Source organism: Psychrobacter sp. Arc29, assembly GCF_041431175.1.
Classification (GTDB): Bacteria; Pseudomonadota; Gammaproteobacteria; order Pseudomonadales; family Moraxellaceae; genus Psychrobacter.
Genome location: NZ_JASMRR010000002.1, coordinates 302,185 through 326,487 on the forward strand (window position 1 = coordinate 302,185; position 24,303 = coordinate 326,487).

General features: G+C 44.5%; 20 protein-coding genes. 11 read left to right on the plus strand and 9 right to left on the minus strand.

Annotation, left to right across the window (positions count from 1 at the left end):
- Positions 1 to 46 precede the first annotated feature (46 nt).
- Complete coding sequence (gene ybaK / locus QO189_RS04235) at positions 47 to 535, minus strand: Cys-tRNA(Pro) deacylase (protein ID WP_201600833.1); 489 nt, start codon at positions 533 to 535, stop codon at positions 47 to 49.
- Positions 536 to 782: 247 nt separating this feature from the next.
- Between ybaK and plsB the strand changes: the two genes are divergently transcribed.
- Positions 783 to 3,572, plus strand: a complete 2,790-nt coding sequence (plsB, locus tag QO189_RS04240; RefSeq protein WP_371531661.1) for a glycerol-3-phosphate 1-O-acyltransferase PlsB — start codon at positions 783 to 785, stop codon at positions 3,570 to 3,572.
- Positions 3,573 to 3,924: 352 nt separating this feature from the next.
- The gene (locus tag QO189_RS04245; protein ID WP_371531662.1) at positions 3,925 to 4,965 is read left to right on the plus strand and encodes a zinc-dependent alcohol dehydrogenase family protein; all 1,041 of its coding nucleotides are present in this window, start codon (positions 3,925 to 3,927) and stop codon (positions 4,963 to 4,965) included.
- 97 nt (positions 4,966 to 5,062) lie between these two features.
- On the opposite strand, the gene QO189_RS04250 is transcribed toward QO189_RS04245, so the two are convergent.
- Complete coding sequence (locus QO189_RS04250) at positions 5,063 to 6,415, minus strand: D-serine ammonia-lyase (protein WP_371531663.1); 1,353 nt, start codon at positions 6,413 to 6,415, stop codon at positions 5,063 to 5,065.
- A gap of 53 nt (positions 6,416 to 6,468) precedes the next feature.
- Here QO189_RS04250 and QO189_RS04255 point away from each other — a divergent pair, with 53 nt between their 5' ends.
- Positions 6,469 to 6,846 (plus strand): VOC family protein, encoded by a 378-nt coding sequence (locus QO189_RS04255; protein ID WP_371531664.1) that lies wholly within the window; start codon positions 6,469 to 6,471, stop codon positions 6,844 to 6,846.
- Positions 6,847 to 6,951: 105 nt separating this feature from the next.
- On the opposite strand, the gene ettA is transcribed toward QO189_RS04255, so the two are convergent.
- The gene (gene ettA, locus QO189_RS04260; protein WP_371531665.1) at positions 6,952 to 8,613 is read right to left on the minus strand and encodes an energy-dependent translational throttle protein EttA; all 1,662 of its coding nucleotides are present in this window, start codon (positions 8,611 to 8,613) and stop codon (positions 6,952 to 6,954) included.
- A 433-nt stretch (positions 8,614 to 9,046) separates the two neighbouring features.
- On the opposite strand from ettA, the gene QO189_RS04265 reads away from it, so the two are divergent.
- The 4 genes from QO189_RS04265 (at position 9,047) to QO189_RS04280 (ending at position 12,728) form a co-directional block, all read left to right on the plus strand.
- Entirely contained in the window at positions 9,047 to 10,234 is a 1,188-nt protein-coding gene (locus QO189_RS04265) for a flavin reductase family protein (protein WP_371531666.1), read from the plus strand.
- 161 nt (positions 10,235 to 10,395) lie between these two features.
- Positions 10,396 to 11,757: a fatty acid desaturase gene (locus tag QO189_RS04270; protein ID WP_371531667.1), complete on the plus strand. Its 1,362-nt coding sequence runs from the start codon at positions 10,396 to 10,398 to the stop codon at positions 11,755 to 11,757.
- A 255-nt stretch (positions 11,758 to 12,012) separates the two neighbouring features.
- Positions 12,013 to 12,306 (plus strand): GNAT family N-acetyltransferase, encoded by a 294-nt coding sequence (locus tag QO189_RS04275; RefSeq protein ID WP_371531668.1) that lies wholly within the window; start codon positions 12,013 to 12,015, stop codon positions 12,304 to 12,306.
- A gap of 128 nt (positions 12,307 to 12,434) precedes the next feature.
- The gene (locus QO189_RS04280; RefSeq protein WP_102078853.1) at positions 12,435 to 12,728 is read left to right on the plus strand and encodes a 4a-hydroxytetrahydrobiopterin dehydratase; all 294 of its coding nucleotides are present in this window, start codon (positions 12,435 to 12,437) and stop codon (positions 12,726 to 12,728) included.
- A gap of 109 nt (positions 12,729 to 12,837) precedes the next feature.
- On the opposite strand, the gene QO189_RS04285 is transcribed toward QO189_RS04280, so the two are convergent.
- Positions 12,838 to 12,993 (minus strand): DUF1328 domain-containing protein, encoded by a 156-nt coding sequence (locus tag QO189_RS04285; RefSeq protein ID WP_021814049.1) that lies wholly within the window; start codon positions 12,991 to 12,993, stop codon positions 12,838 to 12,840.
- A 413-nt stretch (positions 12,994 to 13,406) separates the two neighbouring features.
- Between QO189_RS04285 and QO189_RS04290 the strand changes: the two genes are divergently transcribed.
- Complete coding sequence (locus tag QO189_RS04290; protein WP_371531669.1) at positions 13,407 to 14,693, plus strand: trans-acting enoyl reductase family protein; 1,287 nt, start codon at positions 13,407 to 13,409, stop codon at positions 14,691 to 14,693.
- 738 nt (positions 14,694 to 15,431) lie between these two features.
- A complete protein-coding gene (locus tag QO189_RS04295) occupies positions 15,432 to 15,926 on the plus strand; it encodes a hypothetical protein (RefSeq protein ID WP_371531670.1) in 495 nt (164 codons plus the stop codon).
- 133 nt (positions 15,927 to 16,059) lie between these two features.
- On the opposite strand, the gene QO189_RS04300 is transcribed toward QO189_RS04295, so the two are convergent.
- Positions 16,060 to 18,603 (minus strand): helix-hairpin-helix domain-containing protein, encoded by a 2,544-nt coding sequence (locus tag QO189_RS04300; protein ID WP_371531671.1) that lies wholly within the window; start codon positions 18,601 to 18,603, stop codon positions 16,060 to 16,062.
- A 376-nt stretch (positions 18,604 to 18,979) separates the two neighbouring features.
- Between QO189_RS04300 and ompR the strand changes: the two genes are divergently transcribed.
- Both ompR and QO189_RS04310 read left to right on the plus strand, forming a co-directional pair.
- Entirely contained in the window at positions 18,980 to 19,738 is a 759-nt protein-coding gene (ompR, locus tag QO189_RS04305) for a two-component system response regulator OmpR (protein ID WP_058023990.1), read from the plus strand.
- A 79-nt stretch (positions 19,739 to 19,817) separates the two neighbouring features.
- Complete coding sequence (locus tag QO189_RS04310) at positions 19,818 to 21,062, plus strand: GTP-binding protein (RefSeq protein WP_371531672.1); 1,245 nt, start codon at positions 19,818 to 19,820, stop codon at positions 21,060 to 21,062.
- 68 nt (positions 21,063 to 21,130) lie between these two features.
- Here QO189_RS04310 and QO189_RS04315 read toward each other — a convergent pair whose 3' ends face one another.
- The 4 genes from QO189_RS04315 to ubiG all read right to left on the minus strand — a co-directional run bounded on the left by QO189_RS04315 (position 21,131) and on the right by ubiG (position 24,120).
- Positions 21,131 to 21,397: a DksA/TraR family C4-type zinc finger protein gene (locus QO189_RS04315; protein WP_201600864.1), complete on the minus strand. Its 267-nt coding sequence runs from the start codon at positions 21,395 to 21,397 to the stop codon at positions 21,131 to 21,133.
- A gap of 150 nt (positions 21,398 to 21,547) precedes the next feature.
- The gene (locus QO189_RS04320; protein WP_238036055.1) at positions 21,548 to 22,384 is read right to left on the minus strand and encodes a YciK family oxidoreductase; all 837 of its coding nucleotides are present in this window, start codon (positions 22,382 to 22,384) and stop codon (positions 21,548 to 21,550) included.
- A 99-nt stretch (positions 22,385 to 22,483) separates the two neighbouring features.
- The gene (locus QO189_RS04325) at positions 22,484 to 23,194 is read right to left on the minus strand and encodes an HAD family hydrolase (protein ID WP_371531673.1); all 711 of its coding nucleotides are present in this window, start codon (positions 23,192 to 23,194) and stop codon (positions 22,484 to 22,486) included.
- Between the two features lie 83 nt (positions 23,195 to 23,277).
- Entirely contained in the window at positions 23,278 to 24,120 is an 843-nt protein-coding gene (gene ubiG, locus QO189_RS04330) for a bifunctional 2-polyprenyl-6-hydroxyphenol methylase/3-demethylubiquinol 3-O-methyltransferase UbiG (protein WP_371531674.1), read from the minus strand.
- Positions 24,121 to 24,303 lie beyond the last annotated feature (183 nt).

Below are 24,303 nucleotides of genomic sequence, written 5' to 3' on the forward strand. Positions count from 1 at the left end.
ATAAGTTTACGCGGTATCTTTAGCCACCGTAAAACCTTTATGCCTATTATTCGTCAGTAATCGCACTAAAATGCGCATCAAGTGTGTTGGCTAATTGCGCTGGTGGCAATTCAATTTCTAAGCCGCGACGACCGCCACTGACATAGACTGTTGTCTGATCTTGCGCACTGCTATCTATGACTGTTTTTAAGCGCTTTTTTTGCCCCAATGGACTGACGCCGCCCAACACATAACCGGTACTCCGCTCGACTTGCTTGGGATCTGCCATTTGTACTTTTTTGCAGGACAGCAATTTATTGGCAGATAAGGCTTTGGCCATTTTTTTAAAATTGAGGGTTTTATCTACTGGCAATATCGCAACCGCAAGGTCGCCAGTATCGGTCGACACCACCAAAGTTTTGAACACTTGCGTTACTGCTACGCCAAGCTTTTCTGCGGCTTCTAAACCAAAAGAAGCAGCATGACTGTCATGAGTATATTCGTGTATGCGGTAATCAAGATCGCGTTTTTTGGCAAGATCGATAGCTGGCGTCATAAAGTTTCGGCTTAATAAAATAGAACTAAAGAATGGGCGTCATACGGATTAGATAGACATGGCATCAATATATTATTACGCCAAATATCGTAACTTTCAAATACTTGACCGTTTTGTATCATTACTCGTTTACTAGTGAGTAACCCAATAGTATTAATATTAGCAGTATATACAGACACTATATATCGCTTTGGTGGCTTTTATGGCATCATAAGCGCAACATATTTGACTATTTTTGATACTGATTATGATACCGAAGTTCCTAAAAAAACGGATTTTTAAAGCGCCAGTCAGCACTGACCGCACTTCTGAAACTGACGCAGGTCCAATCGTCACCAAGCCATATTCCAATGCTCCGATCAATCAGCTATATCGTAAGCTATCGGGGCAGCTACTCGACGTTGCTGTCAAACCGAAACTACTGGGTGAATTGCCTGATTTTGATAGCGACGATCAGGTACTCAGGTTTTATGTGCTACAGGATTATTCTCGCTCCAACAGTATTTTGATCGATTTGCAGACGCAAGAGCATAACTTGCCGCCTGCATTGGTTGGGGTCAATGACGCGGCTCACAATATCAAAGAAAACGCAGCCATCATATTTTTGAATCACCCACATGCCAAAGACAATCAGTTGTCTCCGCGCCTTTCTCGTCTAGTGTCTGCGGTATTGCAATATCCAGAGCTAAAGGTGCGCCTAGTACCCGTATCTATCCTGTGGGGACGCGCCCCTGAAAAAGAAGACTCGCTATTTAAACTGTTAACCGCTGACAATTGGCAAGACCCGAGTATCAGCAAGCAGTTGTTCAATATCGGCGTGATGGGCCGCGATACCTTTGTACAGTTCCACCCACCCCAAGATTTACGTACTATCATCAATGACAGCCTCAAAGGTGAAAGCGCGGGCCCTAACGTTTTTGATTCGGTTTCTGAGAATTCAGGTGCTAAAAAATCAACTGCTTTAGACTCACAAGATACTGAATCAGCAACGACGGATAATGATGTCAAAACTGATGCTGAAATATCACCCAGCTATACGCTCGTGGCGGCCGCTGATGGTAATCGTGAACTCGTGCGGATGTTGCAGCAGCAACTGACGATCTACTTAGACAAGCAGCGCGCCAGTATGCTTGGCCCTGATTTGTCAGATCGACGTAATCTGGTTGATAAACTGGTCTACTCGCCAGCGATTAAGCACGCAATAGAGCTGGAAGCTGCCGAAAAAGGTACCAGCGTACGCGACGCTCGTAGTCAAGCGCGAGGCTATGCCAACGAGATGGTCAATGACTATTCTCATTCGATTATTCGTGGGTTTTATAAGTTTTTAACGTGGTTATGGACGCAACTGTATGATGGTGTCGAAGTCCATCATTTTGAGCGTGTACGCGATCTAGCGACCGATTACGAATTGATCTATGTGCCGTGCCATCGCAGTCATGTCGATTATCTATTGTTGTCTTATGTCATCTACAAGCGCGGCTTGAGCATTCCTTACATTGCGGCAGGCGACAATTTAGATGTGCCTGTATTGGGTCCGTTATTGCGCGGCGCTGTCGCTTTTTATATTCGTCGTAGCTTCCGTGGCAATGCCCTTTATACCGCCGTATTGCGTGAATATATGCACACCCTTATCACGCGTAATACGCCGATCGAGTACTTCATCGAAGGTGGTCGCTCACGCTCAGGTCGCCTGCTACCGCCCAAGATGGGTATGCTAGCCATGACTGTACATAGCCAGTTACGCCAAACTAATAAGCCTGTGGTGTTCATTCCAACCTATATTGGTTATGAGCGCATTATGGAAGGCGGCACTTATATTGGCGAGTTGAAAGGCAAACCAAAAGAGTCAGAATCTTTGATTGGGCTACTCAAGGTTGGTCGTAAAATTGAGCGTATTTTTGGTAATGTACATCTAAGTTTTGGTACACCGCTGCATCTTAGCGATTTTATGACAAAGTTCGATGTTCCAGCCAACAGCTTACCGTCCGATCGCACCGACTCCCCGCTCGATGAAAAAGCCAGTGCCATGGTCGATAACATCGGTGTAAAAGTCATGCAGCACATCAATAAAGCGGCCGTGATAACGCCTGTGTCGCTGCTATCATTGGTACTACTATCCGCACCAAAAGCGGCATTGGATGAAAACAGTTGCCGTGAGCAAATCGCTTTGTACCAAGGCCTAGCGCAGCAGCTTCCTTATGCAGATGACACTGTCATCACAGATATGACGCCGCAAGAAATCATTGATTATGGTATCAAGCTAAAACTGATAGAGCGTACGCCGCACATTTTAGGCGATATCATTCAGGTCGCTGGCAAGCAGGCGGCATTGCTCAGCTACTTCCGCAATAATATTCTACACGTCTTTATTTTACTGTCTTTTTTATCAGCGCTAGTGGCACGTAATGGACGTATCAAACGCAGTCGCTTAGATAGTATTGCTGAGCAGTTATATCCGTTCTTGCAAGGTGAGCTATTCTTATACTATCCAGCGCATGGTTTGGCTGAGACGCTCAACAAAAAGGTCGATAGTTTACTGTCTCATGGGTTGATTGTTGAGTTAGGCGACGACACGCTTAGTGTCCCTGAGTCTAATAGCAAGTGCTATCAACAGCTACAAGTACTGGCGACACCCGTTGGACAAAGCCTTGAGCGTTATTTTATGACGCTTGCCCTACTCGCTCAGCAAGGCTCTGGCAATCTAACCGAAAGCGAAGTCGTTGACCTGTGCCATTTGCTTGGACAGCGCTTGTCTGTACTGTATGCGGATGATATTCCTGACTTCTTTGATCGTGCATTGTTCACCAGCTTTATCAGCGCCTTGACTCGTCTTGATTATCTACAAAAAGATGATGAAACGGGTATCCTCACCTTTGACCATCGTATCAATGACATCGCCAGTCATGCCAAATATGTGCTGACGCCTGATATGATGCAAATCTTGCAGCAAGTCGCCAGTTTAAACGAAGAAGAAATCACTCACGCGATTACTGAGATTGGTAATAAAAAGCAGCGTAAATTTGGGCGTAAGCGTTAATTATTAGTTGTTTCTCATGACTTTTAAACAATTAAGCCAAAAAAAAGACCGCTAATGATTAGCGGTCTTTTTTTGTTTGGCTTCTTCCATAGATAGAGCCAGCATGCAAAATGCAATGCACTGACAAGCAAAATCACATACAAGCGTAGTCAGTCTCAACAAAAGTAGTTACAATTATTAGCAAAATATCTTTGATCAGCTATCTTTATGAAGCAGCGCGTCATTCTAAAATCATGATATTGATTACCGTATATTGATAGTGGACAGACAGAAAAATCGCGTAGTTGCTGATACTGTTTGGCTTATCTGAGTAGAATAAATGCCATGCCTTGTTATAGAAAAGAGAGGATTTATGAAAGCGGTTGTTTATGAAAATTTTGGTGCCACACCCAAACTGATGCAGGTGGCAGATCCCACGCCAGAGGCTGATGATGTGGTAATTAAGGTGGAAGCGACTGGCGTGTGCCGTAGTGACTGGCATGGCTGGATGGGACATGATCCTGATATCGAGCTGCCTCATGTACCTGGTCATGAGTTTGCTGGTGTCATTGCCGAAGTTGGCCGTAATGTCACGCGATTTAAGGTAGGGGATCGCGTCACCGTGCCGTTTGTCAGCGGCTGCGGCAGCTGTCATGAATGCCACTCTGGCAACCATCAAGTGTGCGGTAACCAAACCCAACCGGGCTTTACCGACTGGGGCTCATTTGCAGAATACGTAGTGATCCATCATGCCGATGTCAACTTAGTCCATCTGCCTGAAACCATCGACTTTACCACCGCCGCCAGCCTTGGTTGCCGTTTTGTGACCTCATTTCGAGCGGTCGTAGATCAAGGGAAAGTCAGCGCGGGTCAATGGGTCGCGGTACATGGCTGTGGCGGCGTTGGCCTGTCTGCCATTATGATTGCCGATAGTCTGGGTGCCAATGTAATTGCGGTAGATATCGCCGATGACAAGCTGGCACTGGCCAAAGCGTTAGGCGCTTATGCCACCATCAATGCCAATACCGTGGCGAGTGTACCCGAAGCAATTTTGGAGCTGACCAAGGGCGGCGCCCACGTGTCTTTAGACGCGCTGGGTCATCCGACCACTTGTATCAACTCGATTAAAAGTCTAAAAAAACGGGGTAAGCATGTCCAAGTCGGCCTGCTATTAGCTGAGCAAGCGACACCGCCCATCCCGATGGACCGAGTCATCGCCAATGAATTAGAAATCATTGGCAGCCACGGGATGCAGGCGTTTCGTTATGATGCCATGCTACCGATGATTGCCACAGGCAAGCTTGCGCCCGAAAAGCTATTGGGGCGCGAAATCAGCTTAGCAGAGTCCATCGAGGCGCTGATGTCGATGGAGCATAATACTGTACCTGGGGTGACGGTAGTGACCAGCTTTTAGGCGGCTATCATTCAATAAATTAATACCACAGGAAATCTGCTATTTTTTTAAAGAATAAACGCATTGCGTCTCAGCTTTTGTGCTTATTTAAAAGATCTTATAGTAGGTTTTTTCCTTTTTGATAGTAGTTAAGGTGCTCTTCACTGGGCACCATGTTGCCGCCCGTTGCCCACACGATATGTGTCGCTTGGTCGAGCTTATCCGTTAACCCGTGGCGCTCCAGATACGCTGTACCTTCAGTGAGGACTTTGGAAATACCAGGCACGCCTGCCAAGGCGGAAGGCTCAAGATCGATACCTTCACTGTCATGCATCAAGGCCAGCAGACGGTATAAGTCGTCGTCCGCCACCGTGTAGATACCGCTGAGCAGTGGTCCCATCACATGGCCGACAAAGGCGGATGGTCGACCAACTGCAAGACCATCGGCACAGGTTTTGTTATCGATACCAAAGTCTTGAACGCTCACGCCATCATGCAAGCCCGTATACATACCAACCAACATAGCTGGAGAATGGGTAGGCTCAGCAAAAAAACAATGCACATCGTCACCAAAAATCTGCTTTAGACCAAAGGCCACGCCGCCGGGACCACCGCCAACGCCGCAAGGCAGATAAACAAACAGCGGCTGCTCATAATTGACCTGAATACCTTGATCGTCCAGTTGTTGCTCTAGGCGTTCAGCAGCGACACTATAACCAAGGAACAGATCTTGGGAGTTTTCATCATCGATAAAATGGCAGCGCGGTGCTTGCTCGGCCTCAATACGTCCCTGTTCGACAGCTTTGCTATAATCATCTTGATGCTCGACAACACGGACACCTTTGTCACGTAACAAGTCTTTTTTCCATTGGCGGGCATCGGCGGACATGTGCACAGTGACTTGAAAACCAAGCTGCGCACCCATAATGCCGATGCTCAAACCAAGATTGCCCGTTGAGCCGACCACGATGCTATGTGTGGCAAAGACCGCTTTACAGGCAGCACTATCGAGTTTTTGATAGTTGTCTTCTAGGGTTAACAGACCTGAATCAATCGCGACTGTCTCAGCATGCTTGAGTACTTCATAGACACCGCCTCGTGCTTTAATCGAGCCTGAAATCGGCAAGTGACTGTCGCATTTCAGCAATAAGCGCCCAAGCATGGGATGACCACAAAAGGTTTGTAGCGCTTGCTGCATGCGCGGGATAGCGATCAATGGGGATTCGATGATGCCATCGCTTGCCGCCGTCTCAGGAAATACGCTAGCAATATAGGGAGCAAACCGCTGCAAACGATCAGCGGCGTCTGCGATCTCCTTTGCGCCAAGCGGTAAAGCATAGGCCACTTCTGCAAAGGACTGCCACTTGGGGTTAAACCAGCATAGCGGTTTGGTCGTTGTGATCGTCTTTAGTAGCGGGTGGGTGTGATATAACTGCTCTATCGTTTCTTGCTGGGATGCTTTAATCGTCATAAATCACGCTCGTATGAAATATTTTATTATCAATAATACCTAAGGAAGATGCCATGGACATACTAAGGCTTGACCATTTTGTTTTAACCGTAAAAAATCTACAGCATACCATTGATTTTTATACCAAGGTGCTGGGCATGAGCGAAGTGCGTTTTGGTGCAGGACGTGTCGCCTTGACGTATGGTCAACAGAAAATCAACCTGCATGAGCTGGGTAATGAGTTTGAGCCCAAAGCGCAAAATGTCAAAGCAGGTAGCGCCGATTTGTGCTTTATCACCACCACGCCCTTAGCCGATGCCATGACCCATGTGCGTGGGCAAGGTGTTGACGTGCTCGAAGGTCCCGTACCGCGAACAGGTGCGCAAGGGGCAATTATGTCATTTTACTTTCGTGACCCTGATGGCAATTTAATCGAAATCTCCAATTATTGATAAATAAATACCATCACCGGTACAATTAAAAAATACTTATCTAAAAAAAGACCGCTAATCATTAGCGGTCTTTTTTATTCAGTTCCAATATACCAAATAGCGGTATTAGTTGGTAATCTTCTTATACTTGGCACGCTTAGGACTGGCGTCATCACCCATGGTTTTCTTGCGATAGGCTTCAAACTCAGTGTAGTTACCATCGAACCACACTGGACCTTCTTCTTCAAATGCCAAGATATGAGTAGCAATACGGTCAAGGAACCAGCGATCATGCGAGACGACCATGACTGTGCCTGGGAATACTTGAATCGCATCCTCTAGCGCACGTAAGGTTTCGATATCCAAATCGTTTGATGGTTCATCGAGGAGCAATACGTTTGCGCCCTGCTTTAGTGTCTTCGCTAATTGCAGGCGGTTACGCTCACCACCTGATAATTGACCGACGTGCTTTTGCTGGTCTGAGCCTTTGAAGTTAAAACGTCCGATATAGGCACGGCTTGGCGTGGTGTAATCACCAACAGTAATGATATCAAGGCCGTCAGAGACTTCTTCCCACACGGTTTTATTATCATCTAAGTGATCACGCACCTGACCGACATAGGCAACCTTGACACTTTCACCCAAATCAACCGAACCAGTATCTGGGGTATCACGCTCAGTAATCATGTTGAATAGCGTGGTTTTACCCGCACCATTTGGACCAATGATACCAACGATCGCGCCCGCTGGGACGTTGAAGCTTAGGTTTTCATATAGTAGGCGATCGCCAAATGACTTGGAGATGTCATTGACTTCGATCACCTTGTTGCCCAAACGTGGACCAGGTGGAATATAAATCTCAGAGGTCTCATTACGTTTCTGGAACTCTGTTGAGTTCAACTCTTCAAAACGCTGTACACGAGATTTCGACTTAGCCTGTTGACCTTTTTGATTTTTACGAATCCACTCAAGCTCTTTTTTCAAGGCTTTAGCAAATGTCTCTTCTTGCTTGTTTTGCTGCTCTAGACGATTGTTTTTCTGCTCTAGCCACTCAGTATAGTTGCCTTCATACGGATAGCCATGGCCACGGTCAAGCTCTAATATCCACTGAGCGACGTTATCCAAGAAATAGCGATCATGGGTAATGGCAACGATAGTACCGCTGTAGTTCTGCAAGAACTGCTCTAGCCACGCGACAGACTCGGCGTCCAAATGGTTGGTTGGTTCGTCAAGTAATAGCATATCAGGGCGCGACAATAGTAGACGGCATAGTGCTACGCGGCGTTTCTCACCACCTGACAGTTTGCTAACGTCCGCATCCCATGGTGGCAGACGTAGCGCATCGGCGGCTTTTTCTAACTGGTTGTTTAGGTTATGCGCATCCCATGACTGGATGATGTCTTCCATTTTGCCCTGCTCTTCAGCAAGTTTGTCAAAATCAGCATCCGGCTCTGCATATTCAGCATAGATGGCATCTAGACGAGCGAGCGCATCTAATGCTTCGCGCATGCCGTCTTCGACATTACCACGCACGTCTTTGCTGTCATCAAGCTGTGGTTCCTGCGGCAGATAGCCAACTTTGGTACCAGCTTGCGCGCGTGCTTCACCACTGAACTCAGTGTCGACGCCAGCCATAATGCGTAGCAAGGTTGATTTACCCGAACCATTGATACCCAAGACACCAATTTTGGCACCAGGGAAAAACGATAGGTTGATGTTTTTTAAGATTTCGCGCTTAGGGGGAACAAGTTTTGACACGTTGTTCATCGTGTAAATATATTGAGCCATTAACACTCCGATAGACTGCATAGAAGAGAACAGCAAATGCCACTCAGCGATGATGCCAAGCGTGCCGTACCTCAAAATCAGGGTTACAAATTATAGGTCATTATCGCATTGTGGCGCATACCCTGCAAGCTAACAGGTTGTTTTACCCTTTGTTTTGCGAGTTTTGTCATAGCACATCGCCGTTTTTGGATAAAAGCGGCCACAAATATTTTGCTGAAATAACAAGCTTAACATTCTGATTCATTACTGTTTTATAAAAACCACAAAAAACAGCATCAAAACTTTCGCAAATTTAATCAATAGTCGTTAGCATGTTAGAGTAGCTTAACAGCGCAAAAAAGGATGGTTTCATATCTTATCAATGAGACTAACTATAAGCTGAGTCATTATTTTTCATATATTTTTTAATAATATTTATACAGGTACTGATTATATGGCCAACGGCTATCGCCCTGAAATAGTTCAACGTGCGTTTGTCGATTTTATCGGGTCGCGCTTACATCCGTTTTGGTCTTTGACGACGCCCAAGCTACGCCTTATTGCTCGATACGAGATGAGTGATGATTTAATCGCACTGCAATTTGAGATCAATCAAGCGTTTAGGCAGCAGATATCTAAAGGGACAGATGATTGGCAAGGTGGTCAGTACCTCGATTTACGTGTTTTTATCGATGGGGTTTATCATCAGCGCAGCTATTCAATTGTAGGATTGGCGAACCAACCACTATGGTGGCAAGATGATGCCGTCATTACTAAGTCAGCAAAAAGCCAACGCCACACGGTTACTATCGCAATCAAACCACAAGGACTGGTGTCTCATTACCTCACCAAACAACTGCCACTATCTAGCATCGTTGATACGAGTGTTCCACTTGGTAGCTTCACTTTAGCGAAGACAAACTTAGATAATAAAAGATTAAACCCTTTGTTATTTGTCGCTGGCGGTAGCGGTATCACGCCTATGCTAGGACTTATTACGCAAGCACTAGCAGACGGACATCAGGTGGCGTTGCTACATTATAATCGAACGAAACTTCCCCAGCTTCAGCATCAGTGGCAACAGCTGAGCGATATCTATCCAGCCTTCAACTATCATTTGATCCATACTGATAACCCTGCTACCTATCTGGCTGGCGAACGACACTTAAGTGCAGAGGGTCTGTTATCACTTAATCTACCTCTGGCAGATATGCAGATATTTGCCTGCGGTTCACAAGCGTTATTAGCTGGCTTATATAAAACAGTAAACGAGATTAACGTGCCACAAAACATCCAGCTACGTGACAACATTATCGTAGAAAATTTCGGTAGTGCACTCCCTGATTTTAATAGCGGCGGCAATCAAGTACTAGATAACGCACTACAGACAGAGTCGCATACGGTGTATTTGCGATCACGGCAACGGCAGTTCGATAGCGACACTACATTGTTGGTCGCTGCCGAAAATGCAGATGTACGTCTAGCCTATGGCTGTAGGCAAGGAATTTGCCAGTTGTGCCGCTGCAATAAAGTGAGCGGCGTGGTCAAAAACATCCAAACTGGCAAGATAAGTAGTGATGGTTACGAGTCTATCCAGACGTGCATCAATATCGCTATGACAGACGTGGTGTTAGACATTTAGCACTGCTGAAATAAAAAATACGACCACTAACCCCTGACTATCGACCTCTTAAAACTAAAAAATAGACTGATGTTAACTCATATTGTATGCTAAAACTCAGATGACTCATAAAACCGAACCTAGTGCTGTTTATTCGTGCCGTTTCGGTTAAGGATTTATATATGCGCTTATTACCACCTATTGACACAGCACATTCTGCCGTACCTATCTTGACACCATTGTCCGATGCACCGTTGACAAAAAATGATAGCGAGCAGCCAACCCTATCATCACAGCAAACTCGCTATCCAACAGTAACCCATGCACCATTAACAAAAGCACAAAGTGATGCCTTGGCAGTAGAATTAAATGCGCTATATAAAGGTGTAATGGACTCATTAGGTAGCGATGACGCCAAATACATTCAGCGGATTTATGCCACTGTGGCTTATAGTGAGCTTGTCGCCCGTGGTTTACTGGCCGCCGCAGGACGCATGTCATCACGCCGCTCGCAGATAGGTACTTGGCTACTGGGTACGTCAATGCTTAGCTTTAGCAAAATACTCAACAACATGGAGCTTGGGCATAATGTCATGCATGGTCAATACGATTGGATGCAGCACCCACATCTGAACAGTCAAAAGTTTGATTGGGATATTGTTTGCCCTGCGCCATTGTGGCAACACTCGCACAACTACTTACACCATACGTTTACCAATATTGTTGGTCGAGATCATGATGTCGGCTATCACTTAATTCGGGTGACCGATGAGCAGCCTTGGACGCCAGAAGATCGCTACAATATGTTTAGTACAGCGGTACTGGCATTTGGGTTTGAATGGGCGGTTGCCTTTCATGATATTCAGATCAGTGTCGATGAATACGCCGACTCCCCTGACTTGCACAAAATCATGCAGCAAAAATCTCGCGCACTATTTGCCAAAATCGGCCGGCAAGTGGGTAAAGACTACATTGCACTGCCAGCCATAGCAGCAATGACACTAGGCCGTCGTAGTGCCCTAAGCACACTGAGCGGCAATATGACGGCCAATACGGTTCGTAACCTGTGGACGTGGGCGGTGATTTTCTGTGGTCATTTCACTGAGCAAGCACATATCTATACCCATCTCGATACTGATGAGAGCAAAGGCGATTGGTACGTGCGTCAGATTTTGGGTTCTAGCAATATCAAAGGGAATAAATGGTTTCACATTTTGACTGGCAATTTATCCCATCAGATTGAGCACCATATCTTTCCTGATATGCCAGCCAGCCACTATGCCAGTATTGCTCCTCAGGTGAAAGCCATCTGCCACAAATACAATCTGGCCTATAACACTGGACGTTTTAGTACACAGCTGCGACAAGTAATAGGACGTATCCACCACTTTAGCAAACCTAGCGAACAAGAATGGCATGCGTATAAGGCGTCAATGTCAGATACCGATAATCGCATCGATCGTGAGACTAAACCAGTGGTCAAAGGTGGCCTTGGTCGGTTTTTACCACCAGTTGTCCGCCAAGCCTTATCCTATGCATGGTAATGTGCCAAAATAGTATTTTAGAAATACTTCATTCTTACGCAGACTGGTTAACGCTAAAACTATATACACAGACGCTGTCATGTCTACTATTGTGGTAAGCATCTAGATTGTTAAGCGGTAATGCGTCATACTAAAATAACAACAAGTGTTTGATAAATATATGGCTAGAATTATTAGCACGCATAATGATATTAGCGCCTGTTAAACAGCCTTAATTCATCATAAATATTCGATAATAATAAATGGAGTTGTTCAATGAGTAACCAAACGACCAAAACAAACTTAGATATTACTCATAACCAAGCAGCAAATCGTTTCGAGACGACTATTGATGGCCAAACTGGCTACATTAGCTATCAAGACCGTGATGACAAGCTCGTCTATGACCACACGATCGTTCCGCAACAATTAGGCGGTCAAGGTGTTGGTTCTGCCCTAGTCAAGCATGCGCTAGATTACGCCCGTGAGCATGACAAAAAAGTCGTGCCGCAATGCTCATTTGTCGCCTCATATATCAGCAAGCACCCTGAGTACCAAGATCTTATCTAGCTTACTGCTACTCCTTAACGATAAAAGACTGTGCGCAATAATGATTTTAGCAACCTATTTTAGATTAGGAGACCGATCCCAATATAACTTTTAATAAACCAATCCATATAACAATAAAGGTTATTAATATGAGTAGTTTATCTGACAAACAAATCAATCTACAGTTAGAAGAGCTTGCTGGTTGGCAGCGCGATGGTAATAGTATCGTCAAGACCTATCACTTCAGTGACTTTATCGAAGCCATGAGTTTTATGAACCAAGCGGCATTTCATGCTGAAGCACTAGAACATCACCCCGAATGGCGTAATATATACAATATAGTCGAGGTACGCCTGACTAATCAGGATACGGGTGGTATCTCTAGTTTGGACATTCGCCTTGCAAAACGCATGGAGCATATCGTTCAGCCCAAACGTCTATAGCCTTATGCTTATGTTAAACGAGTAACTGAAGCGCTTTAGTAGAACATAAAAAAGACCCTCAATTGAGGGTCTTTTCTTATACTGGATTTTTTATAGTAATAAGCTGTATTTACATTTTGCGACTGACAAATGCCACAATAAATAAAATCACAGCGACTGCTAAGAAGATATATGCCAGATTAGCAGACAATCCTGCGACGCCGCCAAATCCTAATAAACTTGCTAACAGTGCGATCACTGCAAAAATAATAGCCCAACGAAACATAATATTCTCCTCAAATAATTGTTAAAAATCAGATAGTAAACTTTATATAGTATTAATTTAACTTTTTGTTTTTCTAATACCAGTCATATCTGCTTACAAACATAGATTAGCAATATTTCTCTTTAAAGAACGTGCATTTTAGTAATGATGTCAGTAGATTATGTAAAGTTTGTAGCAAGTGTTAATACCTTTTATTTTTTCTTGTCTCTATAAATATATTATTTACGATGATGAGCACCTTATTTGCTAAATTATTGGTTGCCTTGTAGTTGCATATAAATAACATCAAAAATTCCTGAAAAAGAGATTTGGCAATGAAAACTATAGCGACCCCATAAACTTCTAACTTATTTAGACCACTTGGTTTATAGTTCAAAGTCACATTATCATCCAATCTATTAAGGACAATACTTATGAGTACCGAGACGGATACCGCAAAACCTACGCAAAAAGATAGTAGCGACAACCGCCCTTATGCCGTCATCTTATATGGCGCAACAAGCTTTGTCGGACAAATAACCGCTCACTATTTAATCAATTTTTTATCCAATGCTAAAAATAAAGATGGCTCTAACGTCACTTGGGCAATTGCAGGACGTGATGAAGAAAAACTCAATGAGCTACAGTCGAAACTTGAGAGCAAAGTAGATATTATCATTGCCAATAGTAAAGACTCTGCCAGCCTCGATGAGATGACCAAACAGACACAAGTCATCATCTCAACCGTCGGCCCTTACCTCAAATATGGCGAGCCTCTTATCAAATCTTGCGCCGAAAACGGTACTGATTACGTCGATCTTACTGGTGAAGCGATCTTTATCAAAGATATGATGGACAAATATCAAGATACTGCCAAGCAAAGCGGCGCACGTATCGTCAACTCTTGTGGCTTTGATTCTATCCCATCAGATTTAGGCGTTTACTTTACGCAAACCAAAGCAGAAGAGAAGTTCGGAGAAGCTTGTAATGTGATTCACATGCGAGTAAAAGCGGCAAAAGGCGGCATCTCTGGTGGTACGATTGCCTCGATGGCTACGATATTCGAAGAAGTTGGTGAAGATAAGTCACGCCGTAAGCAAGTGGCCAACCCTTATCTACTAAACGATGACATAGATGTGCCCAATGTCCGTCAAGACAATGTCAGCAAACCAGAATACGACAGCACCCATAAACGTTGGTTGGCGCCCTTTGTGATGGCGAGTATTAACACACGTATTGTACATCGCAGTAACCAGCTACTTGATTATGAATACGGTCGCGATTTTAAATATGACGAAGCCATGTGGATGAAAGATGGTGTCAAAGGTAAGTTATCAAGCTACGCGATGAGCGCGGGTCTACTAGGATTTGCCACTGCTATGATGATTAAACCAAGCCGTGAGTTATTGTCCAAACATGTTCTGCCCAAAGCAGGCACAGGCCCTTCTAAGAATGAGCAGGAAAATGGCTACTTTGATATTCGCCATTTCGGTCAGACAGCTAAAAACGACACCATTACGGTCAAAGTTACCGGCGATAAAGATCCTGGTTACGGCAGCACTTCCCGTATGCTCGCGCAGGCAGCATTATGTCTGGCACAAGATATCAGTAAAGAAGACGTTGGCGGCGGATTCTGGACGCCTGCCTCTGCGATGGGTGATAAGCTCATAGCCCGTTTAGAAGAACATTCAGGCTTAAGTTTTGATGTTATCGATGGTTAATCGAGTGTAAAACATTTAAATAATGATTTATTAACGCTGATGATTTTTGTGACCGTATCTTGATAACAAGGTGCGGTTTTTTAATACGCAAATTTTATAGTGCTCATCAGTCATGTTAGCGAATACTAATACCGTACTTTTTTGGTAATCAATGTTGCAACTTTTCGATTTTTCAATACATTATGCTACACATCCCTAGCTTAATGTCACAGCCATATTCTCACCAATACGCTAGGATAAAACACATTAAGGTTTGGTTATCATAGAGAATATTCATTTAAAACTTTTAATCAAAGTTCACTTCAAAAAGCATCATCCAATAAAGATATTTCTCTAAAAAATATTATTGATCGCATTGATATTAGTCAAAATTTTCTAGTAGTTCGTGTGCCAGATAAAGATTCTCAGCGGCGTGTTATCGATACAAATACTGGTAAATATATCATTGTTGAATAGAATAGATCCAAATGCTTACTTCATTTCTTAAATAAGATGTGGGCTTATTAGTTTCACAACGTCACAAGAATATACCAAGCTGTTAGAACCTTAATGAGTTTACTACTGAAATGTCAGCTATATAACTGGTACTTTGTTTTTACATATTATAGTAAGGTCGAACCAAAGTCTGGCTGTTTTTGATCGTCTATATTTTAAACCAATAATATTTAAAATTAGCTATATCAAAACAGGGGCAGCCTTTTTTAATCATTGTTAATTTATCAAATTTGGAGTTTTATAATGAAAAAGAATATTTTACCGTTAGTATTAGGCGCGACACTTGTTTTGCCAGCGTTAGCAATAGCTGCACCTGTCAATACCAGTGACATTATGCCAGCAGACATGCGTACCACTCCTGTCGATAATACCTTGCAAGCCGAAATAGAAGGCCCTGATGGCGAGCTTCTCGCTACTCAACCAGGTGCTGTTGATGATAACAACATGGATACGATGAATGACGATATGGAGTCTGAAGAAGGTGACATGGATGAAGACATGACAGTTACAGCAGAGGATGAAATGTCTAATAATGATGCTCAAGCACGTGCCGCTATGATGCGCCGCGCACAGATGACAAATGACATTCAAAGCAGCCAAGTAACACCTGCTGACATGCGCGAAAAGCCAGTCGAGATTACCTTACAAGAGAAGAAAAAAGACCGTCGTGGTGAGCTTTTAGCCACTCAGCCTGGTCAAGTTGAATTCAACGAAAACCGTCGTTTCACAATTCGTTAATAATGGCAGTACTTGATTGAATGACAGTGCTTGATTGAATAGTATGATTAATAGTTTACTACTATCAATAAGTGACATATAAAAAGGCAGCCAATTGGCTGCCTTTTTTGTTGAACACGGCTATAAATTTTGGCTATTTCTTAGCTTTAGTCACGCCAGCTTCTTGTAACAAAGCGCCAAGTGTACCCATCTTACTAGGTGCTTCCGCTTTATCGTTTTTGATCGGTTTGCTACGGTTACTATTCGTATTGTCCTGACGTTTACCACGTGGCTTAGACGAACGCTTATCAGTAGCGGGACGGCTATTATTTGGGCGGTCACTATTCGCCTGATTACTGCGTGGACGGCTCACTTTTTCACCATCTGTACTGGTTGCAGTAGACTTAGCAGCCGTACGGACAGGTTTTTCAGACTCAGGCTTCATACTAAATCCGATACGACCACGTTTTTCATCGATAGAGATAACACGAACCGATACGATATCACCAGGTTTGACGCGGTTCATGGGGTCTGCGACAAAGTCATTGGCCATCTGAGAGATATGGACCAAACCATCCTGATGGACACCCACATCAACGAAACAGCCAAAGGCCGTTACGTTAGTGACTACCCCTTCAAGCTGCATACCTTCGCTCAAATCTTTGATGCTATTGACATCATCACGGAAATTGGCTGTTTTAAACTCAGGACGTGGATCGCGTGCAGGTTTAGCAAGCTCTTCGATAATCGCTTTTACGCTAACATTATCATCGTTAGCAGCCAGCGCAGTCGTATCGATAGCATTTAGCACACCATCATTACCGATGACTTCTGACAACGGCTTACCCGCTTGCGCAAGTAAGTTATCAACCAAGGCATAACTTTCTGGATGCACACCAGTGGCATCTAATGGATTGCTACCATTATGAATGCGCAAGAAACCAGCTGCTTGCTCAAAGGTCTTAGCGCCTAGGCGTGGGACATTTTTGAGTGCTTCACGGCTATCAAATGCACCGTGCTCGCGGCGATAAGTGACAATTTGCTGCGCTACGTTGCGGTTAAGACCAGCGATATGAGCCAAGATAGCAGGGCTTGCCGTATTTACATCAACACCAACCGCGTTCACGCTGTCTTGAGTGACTTTATCAAGGCTATCTGCGAGCTGGTTTTGATTGACATCATGCTGATACTGACCTACACCGATAGCTTTTGGATCCACTTTAACGAGCTCTGACAATGGATCTTGCAAGCGACGTGCGATAGAAACCGCGCCGCGCACAGAAACATCTAGATTAGCAAGCTCATCACTGGCAAGCTCACTGGCAGAATAGACAGAGGCACCCGACTCGTTCACGATGACAGCTTTGGCTTTGAGTGCATCGTTCGCGGCTAGAATCTCTTTGATCATCGCATCGGTTTCGCGACTTGCCGTACCATTACCGATAGCGACCAAATCAACGTTATAAGTGCTTAATAGCTCATCGATGACTTTTTTGGCTTCAGTCATTTTGTTGTCAGGTGCGAACGGATACACTGTCGCGATAACAGGTTTCTCTTCACTATCTGACATGACATGACCTTGCGCATCGACGATGGCCATTTTTACGCCATGACGGATACCAGGATCGACACCTAAGATCACTTTAGGGCCTGCAGGTGCAGACATTAGCAAATGCTGTAGATTGCTAGCGAATACATCGATCGCATCTGCTTCTGCGGCCAAACGCTTTTCAGTTAATAGGCGATGCTCGATATGCGGACGCCATTTGTCTTTCCATAAGCTGCTGGCTGCCTCTGCCAAAAACTCACGGCGTGCTGCTGGCGCTTTGGCATCGACATCGAAATGATTGATGATTTTTTCGATAAAGGGGGCGTCTTCGCCTTCAATTTTTAGACCCAAGACGTTTTCTTGACGACCGCGCAACATTGCTAATAGGCGATGGTTAGGCAGACGGGCAAGGCTTTCGCTATGCTCGAAATAGTCTTTGAACTTTTCGCCGACTTCACGCTTTTCTTCACTCGCAACGCTCGATACGATACTGGCAGTTTTGGCAAACCCGCTACGTAGGTTATCCAACAAGCCCAGTGCTTGTGTCCACTCATCGACGATAATGGCTTGTACGCCAGCGAGCTGTTTTTCGATATCGCTAAAATCAACGTCGATCTCATTACCACTATCATCAGTGATACTTGATTGAACTTGATAATCAGCCAGCGCCTCTGTCGGAGTGATTTCTTGCGTTAACACCGCTTGGGCGGCAGCGTCAAGACCAGCAGCCCGTGCTTTGGCAGCCGGTGAACGACGACGCGGGCGATATGGCAGATAGATGTCTTCAAGCTCAAGCTTAGACGTCGCATTATTGATACGCGTCTGTAGCTCATCGGTCAGATTGCCCTGTGTGCTTAACAGCTCAGTAATTTTGAGGCGACGTGTGGCCATGTCACGCTCATAATTGAGAGATTTTTCTAAAGCACGCAGCTGCGCGTCATCAAGGTTCTGCGTCTTTTCTTTGCGGTAACGCGCAATGAACGGAACGGTTGCGCCTTCATCATAAAGCTTCACAAACGCATTGACTTGAGCAGTCTTAATGCCAAGCGCGCGAGCAAGCTTGTCGTGAATATTCGCGTGTGTGGTTGCATCCAAAACCTGTGCATTTGTCGAGGTTTGAGATGACGTTAAGGTATCAGTGCTACTCATATACGTATCAATCGTTGAGAAATGTAGTTTTGCATTATAGCAAAAGCTGCATGAATAAAAATCCTTTTTATCTTTTCGTTAATTATCGCCTGTTTTGCGTCATAAAACGTTTTATATCAAACGTTCTGTAGCCTTGTTAAACAAACGCATACAGCATTTATTCTCATGGGTGATGCAATTCGCGGTGCAATCTTATACACTAAAGTATCAATAGCACAAATATTGAGATGTGCTGATATATTGAACAATAGTTTTTGATTCTATGACGTGCTTGTTTTGACCCATCATTAAATAACGATAATTAATGGCAGTATTTTACTCATCGCTTTTTACTCGTCATTTCTGCTAACAATAATTTTTATAAGAGGATGCCTGTATGACTGATAACAACAGCCCCGATACTTTGACTCAGCGTATTTTAGTTGTCGATGACGACGCTCGCCTGCGCTCTTTGCTACAGCGCTTCCTAGAAGATGATGGTTTCGTCGTTCGTACTGCCCATGATGGCAGTCAGATGGACAAACTCATGCAACGTGAGCTCTTCTCTTTGGTTGTGTTAGATTTGATGCTACCAGGCGAAGACGGTATCAGCATCTGTAAGCGCCTACGTGAAGACAATGCGGACATTCCAATCATTATGCTGACCGCCAAAGGTGGCGATGCTGACCGTATCGCAGGTTTGGAAGCGGGTGCAGATGACTACCTGCCTAAACCATTTAACCCAAAAGAGCTATTGGCGCGTATCAAGGCCGTCTTGCGTCGTCAAAACCGTGAGCTTCCAGGGGCGCCAAGTCACCAACTAGAAGTGGTTGAATTTGGTCCATGGACACTAGATCTATCAACTCGCACGCTCAAACGTGATGGTAACGTCGTCACTTTGACGACAGGTGAGTTTTCGGTGTTAAAGGCTCTAGTTCAGCATCCACGTGAGCCGTTGACCCGTGACAAGTTGATGAACCTTGCCCGTGGTCGTGAGTGGGGTGCGATGGAGCGCTCTATCGATGTCCAAGTATCACGCCTACGTCGCTTGATTGAAGACAACCCTTCACAAGCCCGCTATATTCAAACGGTTTGGGGTGTGGGCTATGTGTTCGTTCCTGATGAAGCTGAGGTAGAAACCGTCAAGAGTGAATAACCTTTGACTGATGACATTTCTTTTAATATAGGCCGTGTTTGGTTATTCGCAAACACGTGCCAATATGATGAGCATACCTGTGAAAAACCCTATTATTTTTCAAAACATACCCTGCACGTTAGTGACAGGGTTTTTAGGTGCTGGCAAAACCACCGTCATCAATCAGATGCTTGCCACAAAATCTAATGACGAGCGCTGGGCTCTCTTAATCAATGAGTTTGGCCGTATCGGTATTGATGGTGCACTCTTGGCAAGCTCTCAAGATAACGATTTTGAGCAAAAGAATATCGCCATTCGAGAAGTTAGTGGCGGCTGTATTTGCTGTACCAGTCAGCTGCCCTTACAAATTGCGATCAGTCGCCTACTCAGTGACCATCACCCGCAGAGACTGCTTATTGAACCCACAGGATTGGCACATCCACGCGAGCTGATATTACAGCTCAGTGCGCCGCATTGGCAAACCGCACTACAGATGAATGCGGTGATAACTGTACTGAGTGGCGAGCAGTGGCAACAGGTTAAGTATCGTGATCATGATGGTTTTCAAGCGCATGTTCGTGATGCCGATGTGCTGATAATTAATCGCTACGCCCAACTAAATACTAGCGAAAAACAATCGATGGTGGAGTGGATAGCCAAGCTAAATTCACAAGTAAAAATCATTTGGGCAGTATCTGAACTAACGGTAGCTGAGACAATAGATTCATCAGATGTCCATTCATCAGATAAGTTTGTAGCAAATAAACTTGTAGCAGATGCATACTCGTCTACGTTGAACGACCAATTGAATAAGCCCAGCTCTATCATTTCGAATCAACGAAAAGTCAGTATTTCTAATCCTCAAAAACCGTTGATTGGTTTACAGTCTCAAGCCAACTCTTTAGGAGCTGCGCCATCATCGAGTTCATCTACCGATGAGAGCGAGGCTCAAACCAATACTCCGGCTAATGCTAATAACGACCTGCCCTATCGCTACCATGAAGATCAAAAGGATTTTCAGTTGGCTGGATGGCGACTACCTGCACATTACATGCTAAATGCTGACGATTTACAGAATTGGTTGTTAGCACTGCCAAACTGGCAACGCATAAAAGGCGTGGTTCATACTTCTGATGGCTGGATGCAGATCAATTTTAACCCTGGTAGTCTAACCACCAGAACGATTAGCCCACAGACTGATAGTCGATTAGAAATTATTTTGCAATTAAGCAATGCGGTCGATACAGCTACAGAAAAAACAGAAACTGAACATGATGTTAAAGCGTCATTAGCCTTGATAGATTGGGAGGATTGCGATCGCGAACTGATGGCAATGGTTGTATAGTCATAGACAAAAAAAGGGCGGACATTGCTTTGTTATCTAGCAATGTCCGCCCTTTTTCTTTTTACTTTTTAGCGCAACTGACTGTCTTTACTACCGCGACGGTTGAATAGCTCAGCCGCTTTTGCCTCTTGTTCAAGCTCTGTCTGACAACTGACACAATGCTGAATACCAGGCACTGCTAGTCGCCGCGCTTCTGGAATAGGGTTACCACATTCATCACATAGCTCAGCACTGATACCTGTTGGTAGCGAACGCCGCGCTCGCTCCAAGGCATCATTGACCGTTGCATCCATTTGTTCGTGCTCAGCACCATCTCTTGACCAGCCACCTGCCATAATTTTATCCTATTTGTTTTTTATTAGTCATTATTCTTTATATAATTTCTTTAATAACAAATAGATGGGGCTAGATACGACTGATTACAACCTAACAATCGTCGCAATATCATAAATAAAACATGACAACATACAGCAAAAATATCACTGCTAATCTTTTGGCTGTAGCTCAACCACTTGCCCGCGCACGCCAATACTTGCATCACTCATCAGACAGACATAACCTGCCATAATATCTTCAGGTGTTTTTAAGCTCATCGGGTTTTCACCTGGATAAGCATGGGCGCGCATATTAGTACGAGTACCACCTGGATTAACACAGTTAAAACGCAGATTCGTGGTATTTTGGGTTTCTTGAGTAAAGATATCGCTCATACCTTCTACTGCTTGTTTTGATAGCGCATAAGCACCCCAAAATGCGCGAGGATGCGTGCCAACTGTACTAGAAGTAAAGACGATAGAGCCATGATCGGCATCTTTTAACAGTGGTAGCAACGCTTGAGTGAGCATAAAGGTCGCTGTAAAGTTGACCTTCATGACTTGAGCGAATGTATCAACGTCATACATCTCAAGTGGCGTCAACTGCCCAAGCACACCAGCGTTATGCAAGATACCATCCAGCTGACCAACTTCTTTATCAATGAGTCTTTCTAGCTGCTGCATTTCAGCATAGGTCGCCCCTTCTAGATTCATCGGCAACATAGCAGGCTGTTTACCGCCAAGGCTCTCAATCTCGTCATAGACATACTCGAGCTTGCTGCTGGTACGGCCTAGTAGCAAGACGGTAGCGCCATAGCGAGCATAGGTTAATGCTGCAACACGGCCAATGCCATCCCCTGCACCTGTCACTAAGATAGTTTTTCCATCTAGACAATGAGTAGGTGGCACAAAGTTGCGAATATCGTCATGAGTCAAAGGTTGAGTAAGACTTTGAACGTTTTTTTGATTATTTGTCTGATTAGCTGGCTGATTGATATTGTCACTCATGCTATTGCTCACTACTTATCGTTGAATCATTGAAAATATATGCTTATCAGTATGAACTCAAGATGACTCATACTGATGATTTACTACCTAAAAACCAATCTATAAATACTCAAATTTGCCAGAAGAAAGCAGCAATTTGCTCAATTGCTCAGGGGTGTCAGTAATATGATCTGCGCCCCATTTCTTTAGCGTCTTTTGATCTTCAGGTGGAATATAACCATAAGCCGCCAAAATCGTAGACATACCAGCCGCATTGCCCGCTTCGATATCGCGTATATGATCGCCTACATAGAGCACACAGCCAGCCGCACCGCGAGGGATAGCCAGTTTCTCTAGTGCCATATACATTGGCTCTGGATCTGGTTTTGAACGCGACACATCATCAGGGCATACCAAGACGGCACAGCGCTCATCCAACTGCATCTTATTTAATAGTTTTTCTGCCAGATAGCGAGGCTTGTTGGTCACGATACCCCAAGGTACGCCTTTGCTCTCTAAATCAACTAACACAGCTTCAAGCCCCTCAAACAAGCAGCTGTCGACACAGATATCTGCCTCATAGTCATCTAAGAACTGCTGGCGGAACTCAAGCAATGCCTCTTCACTGACTTCTAGTTGGTCGTTATGCCTGAGCATCAATTGCACCATAGCTGAAGCGCCAGCAGAGACTTGCTCGCGGATTTCTGCCTCAGGCGGCGCTTGCCAATCGTTTTCGAGACTCATTTTACCAATGATACGCACAAAATCTGCAGCAGTATCGATTAACGTCCCATCAAGGTCAAATAAAACAGCTTTTACAAATTGGGTCATAGTGAATGCTCTTGAAATTGATAACGTGTTTAGTAAAATTACAATGGATAAAGAAAGCCGTCTACAGTGCTCATTCTACCGCGTTAAACCAATGGCTTTTGGACAGCTATCATATAGTTCACATCAACGTTTTGGGCGAGCCAATAGCGCTTAGTCAGCGGATTGTAATGCAAACCGATGATATCTTGGCGTACAAAGCCTGTATTAATGGCCATTTTGTCTAGCTCAGCTGGGGTAATAAACTTGGCATAATCATGGGTGCCGCGGTCGAGCAATCGCAGTACGTACTCTGCCCCGACAATAGCAAACAAGTACGACTTAGGATTTCGGTTGATTGTCGATAGTATACAAACGCCGCCAGGCGCTAAGAGCTCATAACAAGCCTGTACAATCGAGCTAGGATCAGGCACGTGCTCCAGCATCTCCATACAGGTCACCACATCGAACTGACCTGCATGCGTTTTTGCTAGCTCTTCAACTGGAATATGCTGATAGCGTAAAGTGCTCTCTAATCCGCTTTGCTCAGCGTGCAGCGCAGCGGCCTTGAGGTTTTCAGTACCCAAATCGATCCCTGTCACATCTGCACCGCGACGTGCCATAGACTCTGACAGTATTCCGCCACCGCATCCTACGTCTAGCACTTTTTTGTCAGCAAGCCCTTGTTCAGCGGTTTTATCAGTCACATCATTACTGCGAGTATCGTTTTGATAGCCACGCTTAATATTCTCTTCTATCCAATTCAAACGTAGCGGATTGATCTCATGTAACGTTGCAAATGCACCTGTGTTGCTCCACCACTCGCTCGCCAGATTGTTAAATTTTTCAACTTCGCTGGGGTCCACGTTTATAGTGCCAGCCGCCGTTTTATCGAGATTTTCGTTGGTTTTATTGCTCGAAGATGGCGAAGAAGATAAAGCTGAGCTCATAGCATTTTCCTTGATTGTCATTATAGTTGTTATCGTATACAGTGCACGGTTATGTGCTCAATATTAGCATGAGAGCCGTATATTTGTCGTAGGTACATCGTCACTGATTGTGAATGGGCTTAGCAAACGTCTATTTCTTACCTGCTTTTTACCTGCAGTTTTATGGCAAATAATAGAGAATAG

Coding starts and splice junctions, on each gene's coding strand:
- ybaK (WP_201600833.1), bottom strand. CDS start 535: ATGACGCCAGCTATCGATCTTGCCAAAAAACGCGATCTTGATTACCGC.
- plsB (WP_371531661.1), top strand. CDS start 783: ATGATACCGAAGTTCCTAAAAAAACGGATTTTTAAAGCGCCAGTCAGC.
- QO189_RS04245 (WP_371531662.1), top strand. CDS start 3,925: ATGAAAGCGGTTGTTTATGAAAATTTTGGTGCCACACCCAAACTGATG.
- QO189_RS04250 (WP_371531663.1), bottom strand. CDS start 6,415: ATGACGATTAAAGCATCCCAGCAAGAAACGATAGAGCAGTTATATCAC.
- QO189_RS04255 (WP_371531664.1), top strand. CDS start 6,469: ATGGACATACTAAGGCTTGACCATTTTGTTTTAACCGTAAAAAATCTA.
- ettA (WP_371531665.1), bottom strand. CDS start 8,613: ATGGCTCAATATATTTACACGATGAACAACGTGTCAAAACTTGTTCCC.
- QO189_RS04265 (WP_371531666.1), top strand. CDS start 9,047: ATGGCCAACGGCTATCGCCCTGAAATAGTTCAACGTGCGTTTGTCGAT.
- QO189_RS04270 (WP_371531667.1), top strand. CDS start 10,396: ATGCGCTTATTACCACCTATTGACACAGCACATTCTGCCGTACCTATC.
- QO189_RS04275 (WP_371531668.1), top strand. CDS start 12,013: ATGAGTAACCAAACGACCAAAACAAACTTAGATATTACTCATAACCAA.
- QO189_RS04280 (WP_102078853.1), top strand. CDS start 12,435: ATGAGTAGTTTATCTGACAAACAAATCAATCTACAGTTAGAAGAGCTT.
- QO189_RS04285 (WP_021814049.1), bottom strand. CDS start 12,993: ATGTTTCGTTGGGCTATTATTTTTGCAGTGATCGCACTGTTAGCAAGT.
- QO189_RS04290 (WP_371531669.1), top strand. CDS start 13,407: ATGAGTACCGAGACGGATACCGCAAAACCTACGCAAAAAGATAGTAGC.
- QO189_RS04295 (WP_371531670.1), top strand. CDS start 15,432: ATGAAAAAGAATATTTTACCGTTAGTATTAGGCGCGACACTTGTTTTG.
- QO189_RS04300 (WP_371531671.1), bottom strand. CDS start 18,603: ATGAGTAGCACTGATACCTTAACGTCATCTCAAACCTCGACAAATGCA.
- ompR (WP_058023990.1), top strand. CDS start 18,980: ATGACTGATAACAACAGCCCCGATACTTTGACTCAGCGTATTTTAGTT.
- QO189_RS04315 (WP_201600864.1), bottom strand. CDS start 21,397: ATGGCAGGTGGCTGGTCAAGAGATGGTGCTGAGCACGAACAAATGGAT.
- QO189_RS04320 (WP_238036055.1), bottom strand. CDS start 22,384: ATGAGTGACAATATCAATCAGCCAGCTAATCAGACAAATAATCAAAAA.
- QO189_RS04325 (WP_371531673.1), bottom strand. CDS start 23,194: ATGACCCAATTTGTAAAAGCTGTTTTATTTGACCTTGATGGGACGTTA.
- ubiG (WP_371531674.1), bottom strand. CDS start 24,120: ATGAGCTCAGCTTTATCTTCTTCGCCATCTTCGAGCAATAAAACCAAC.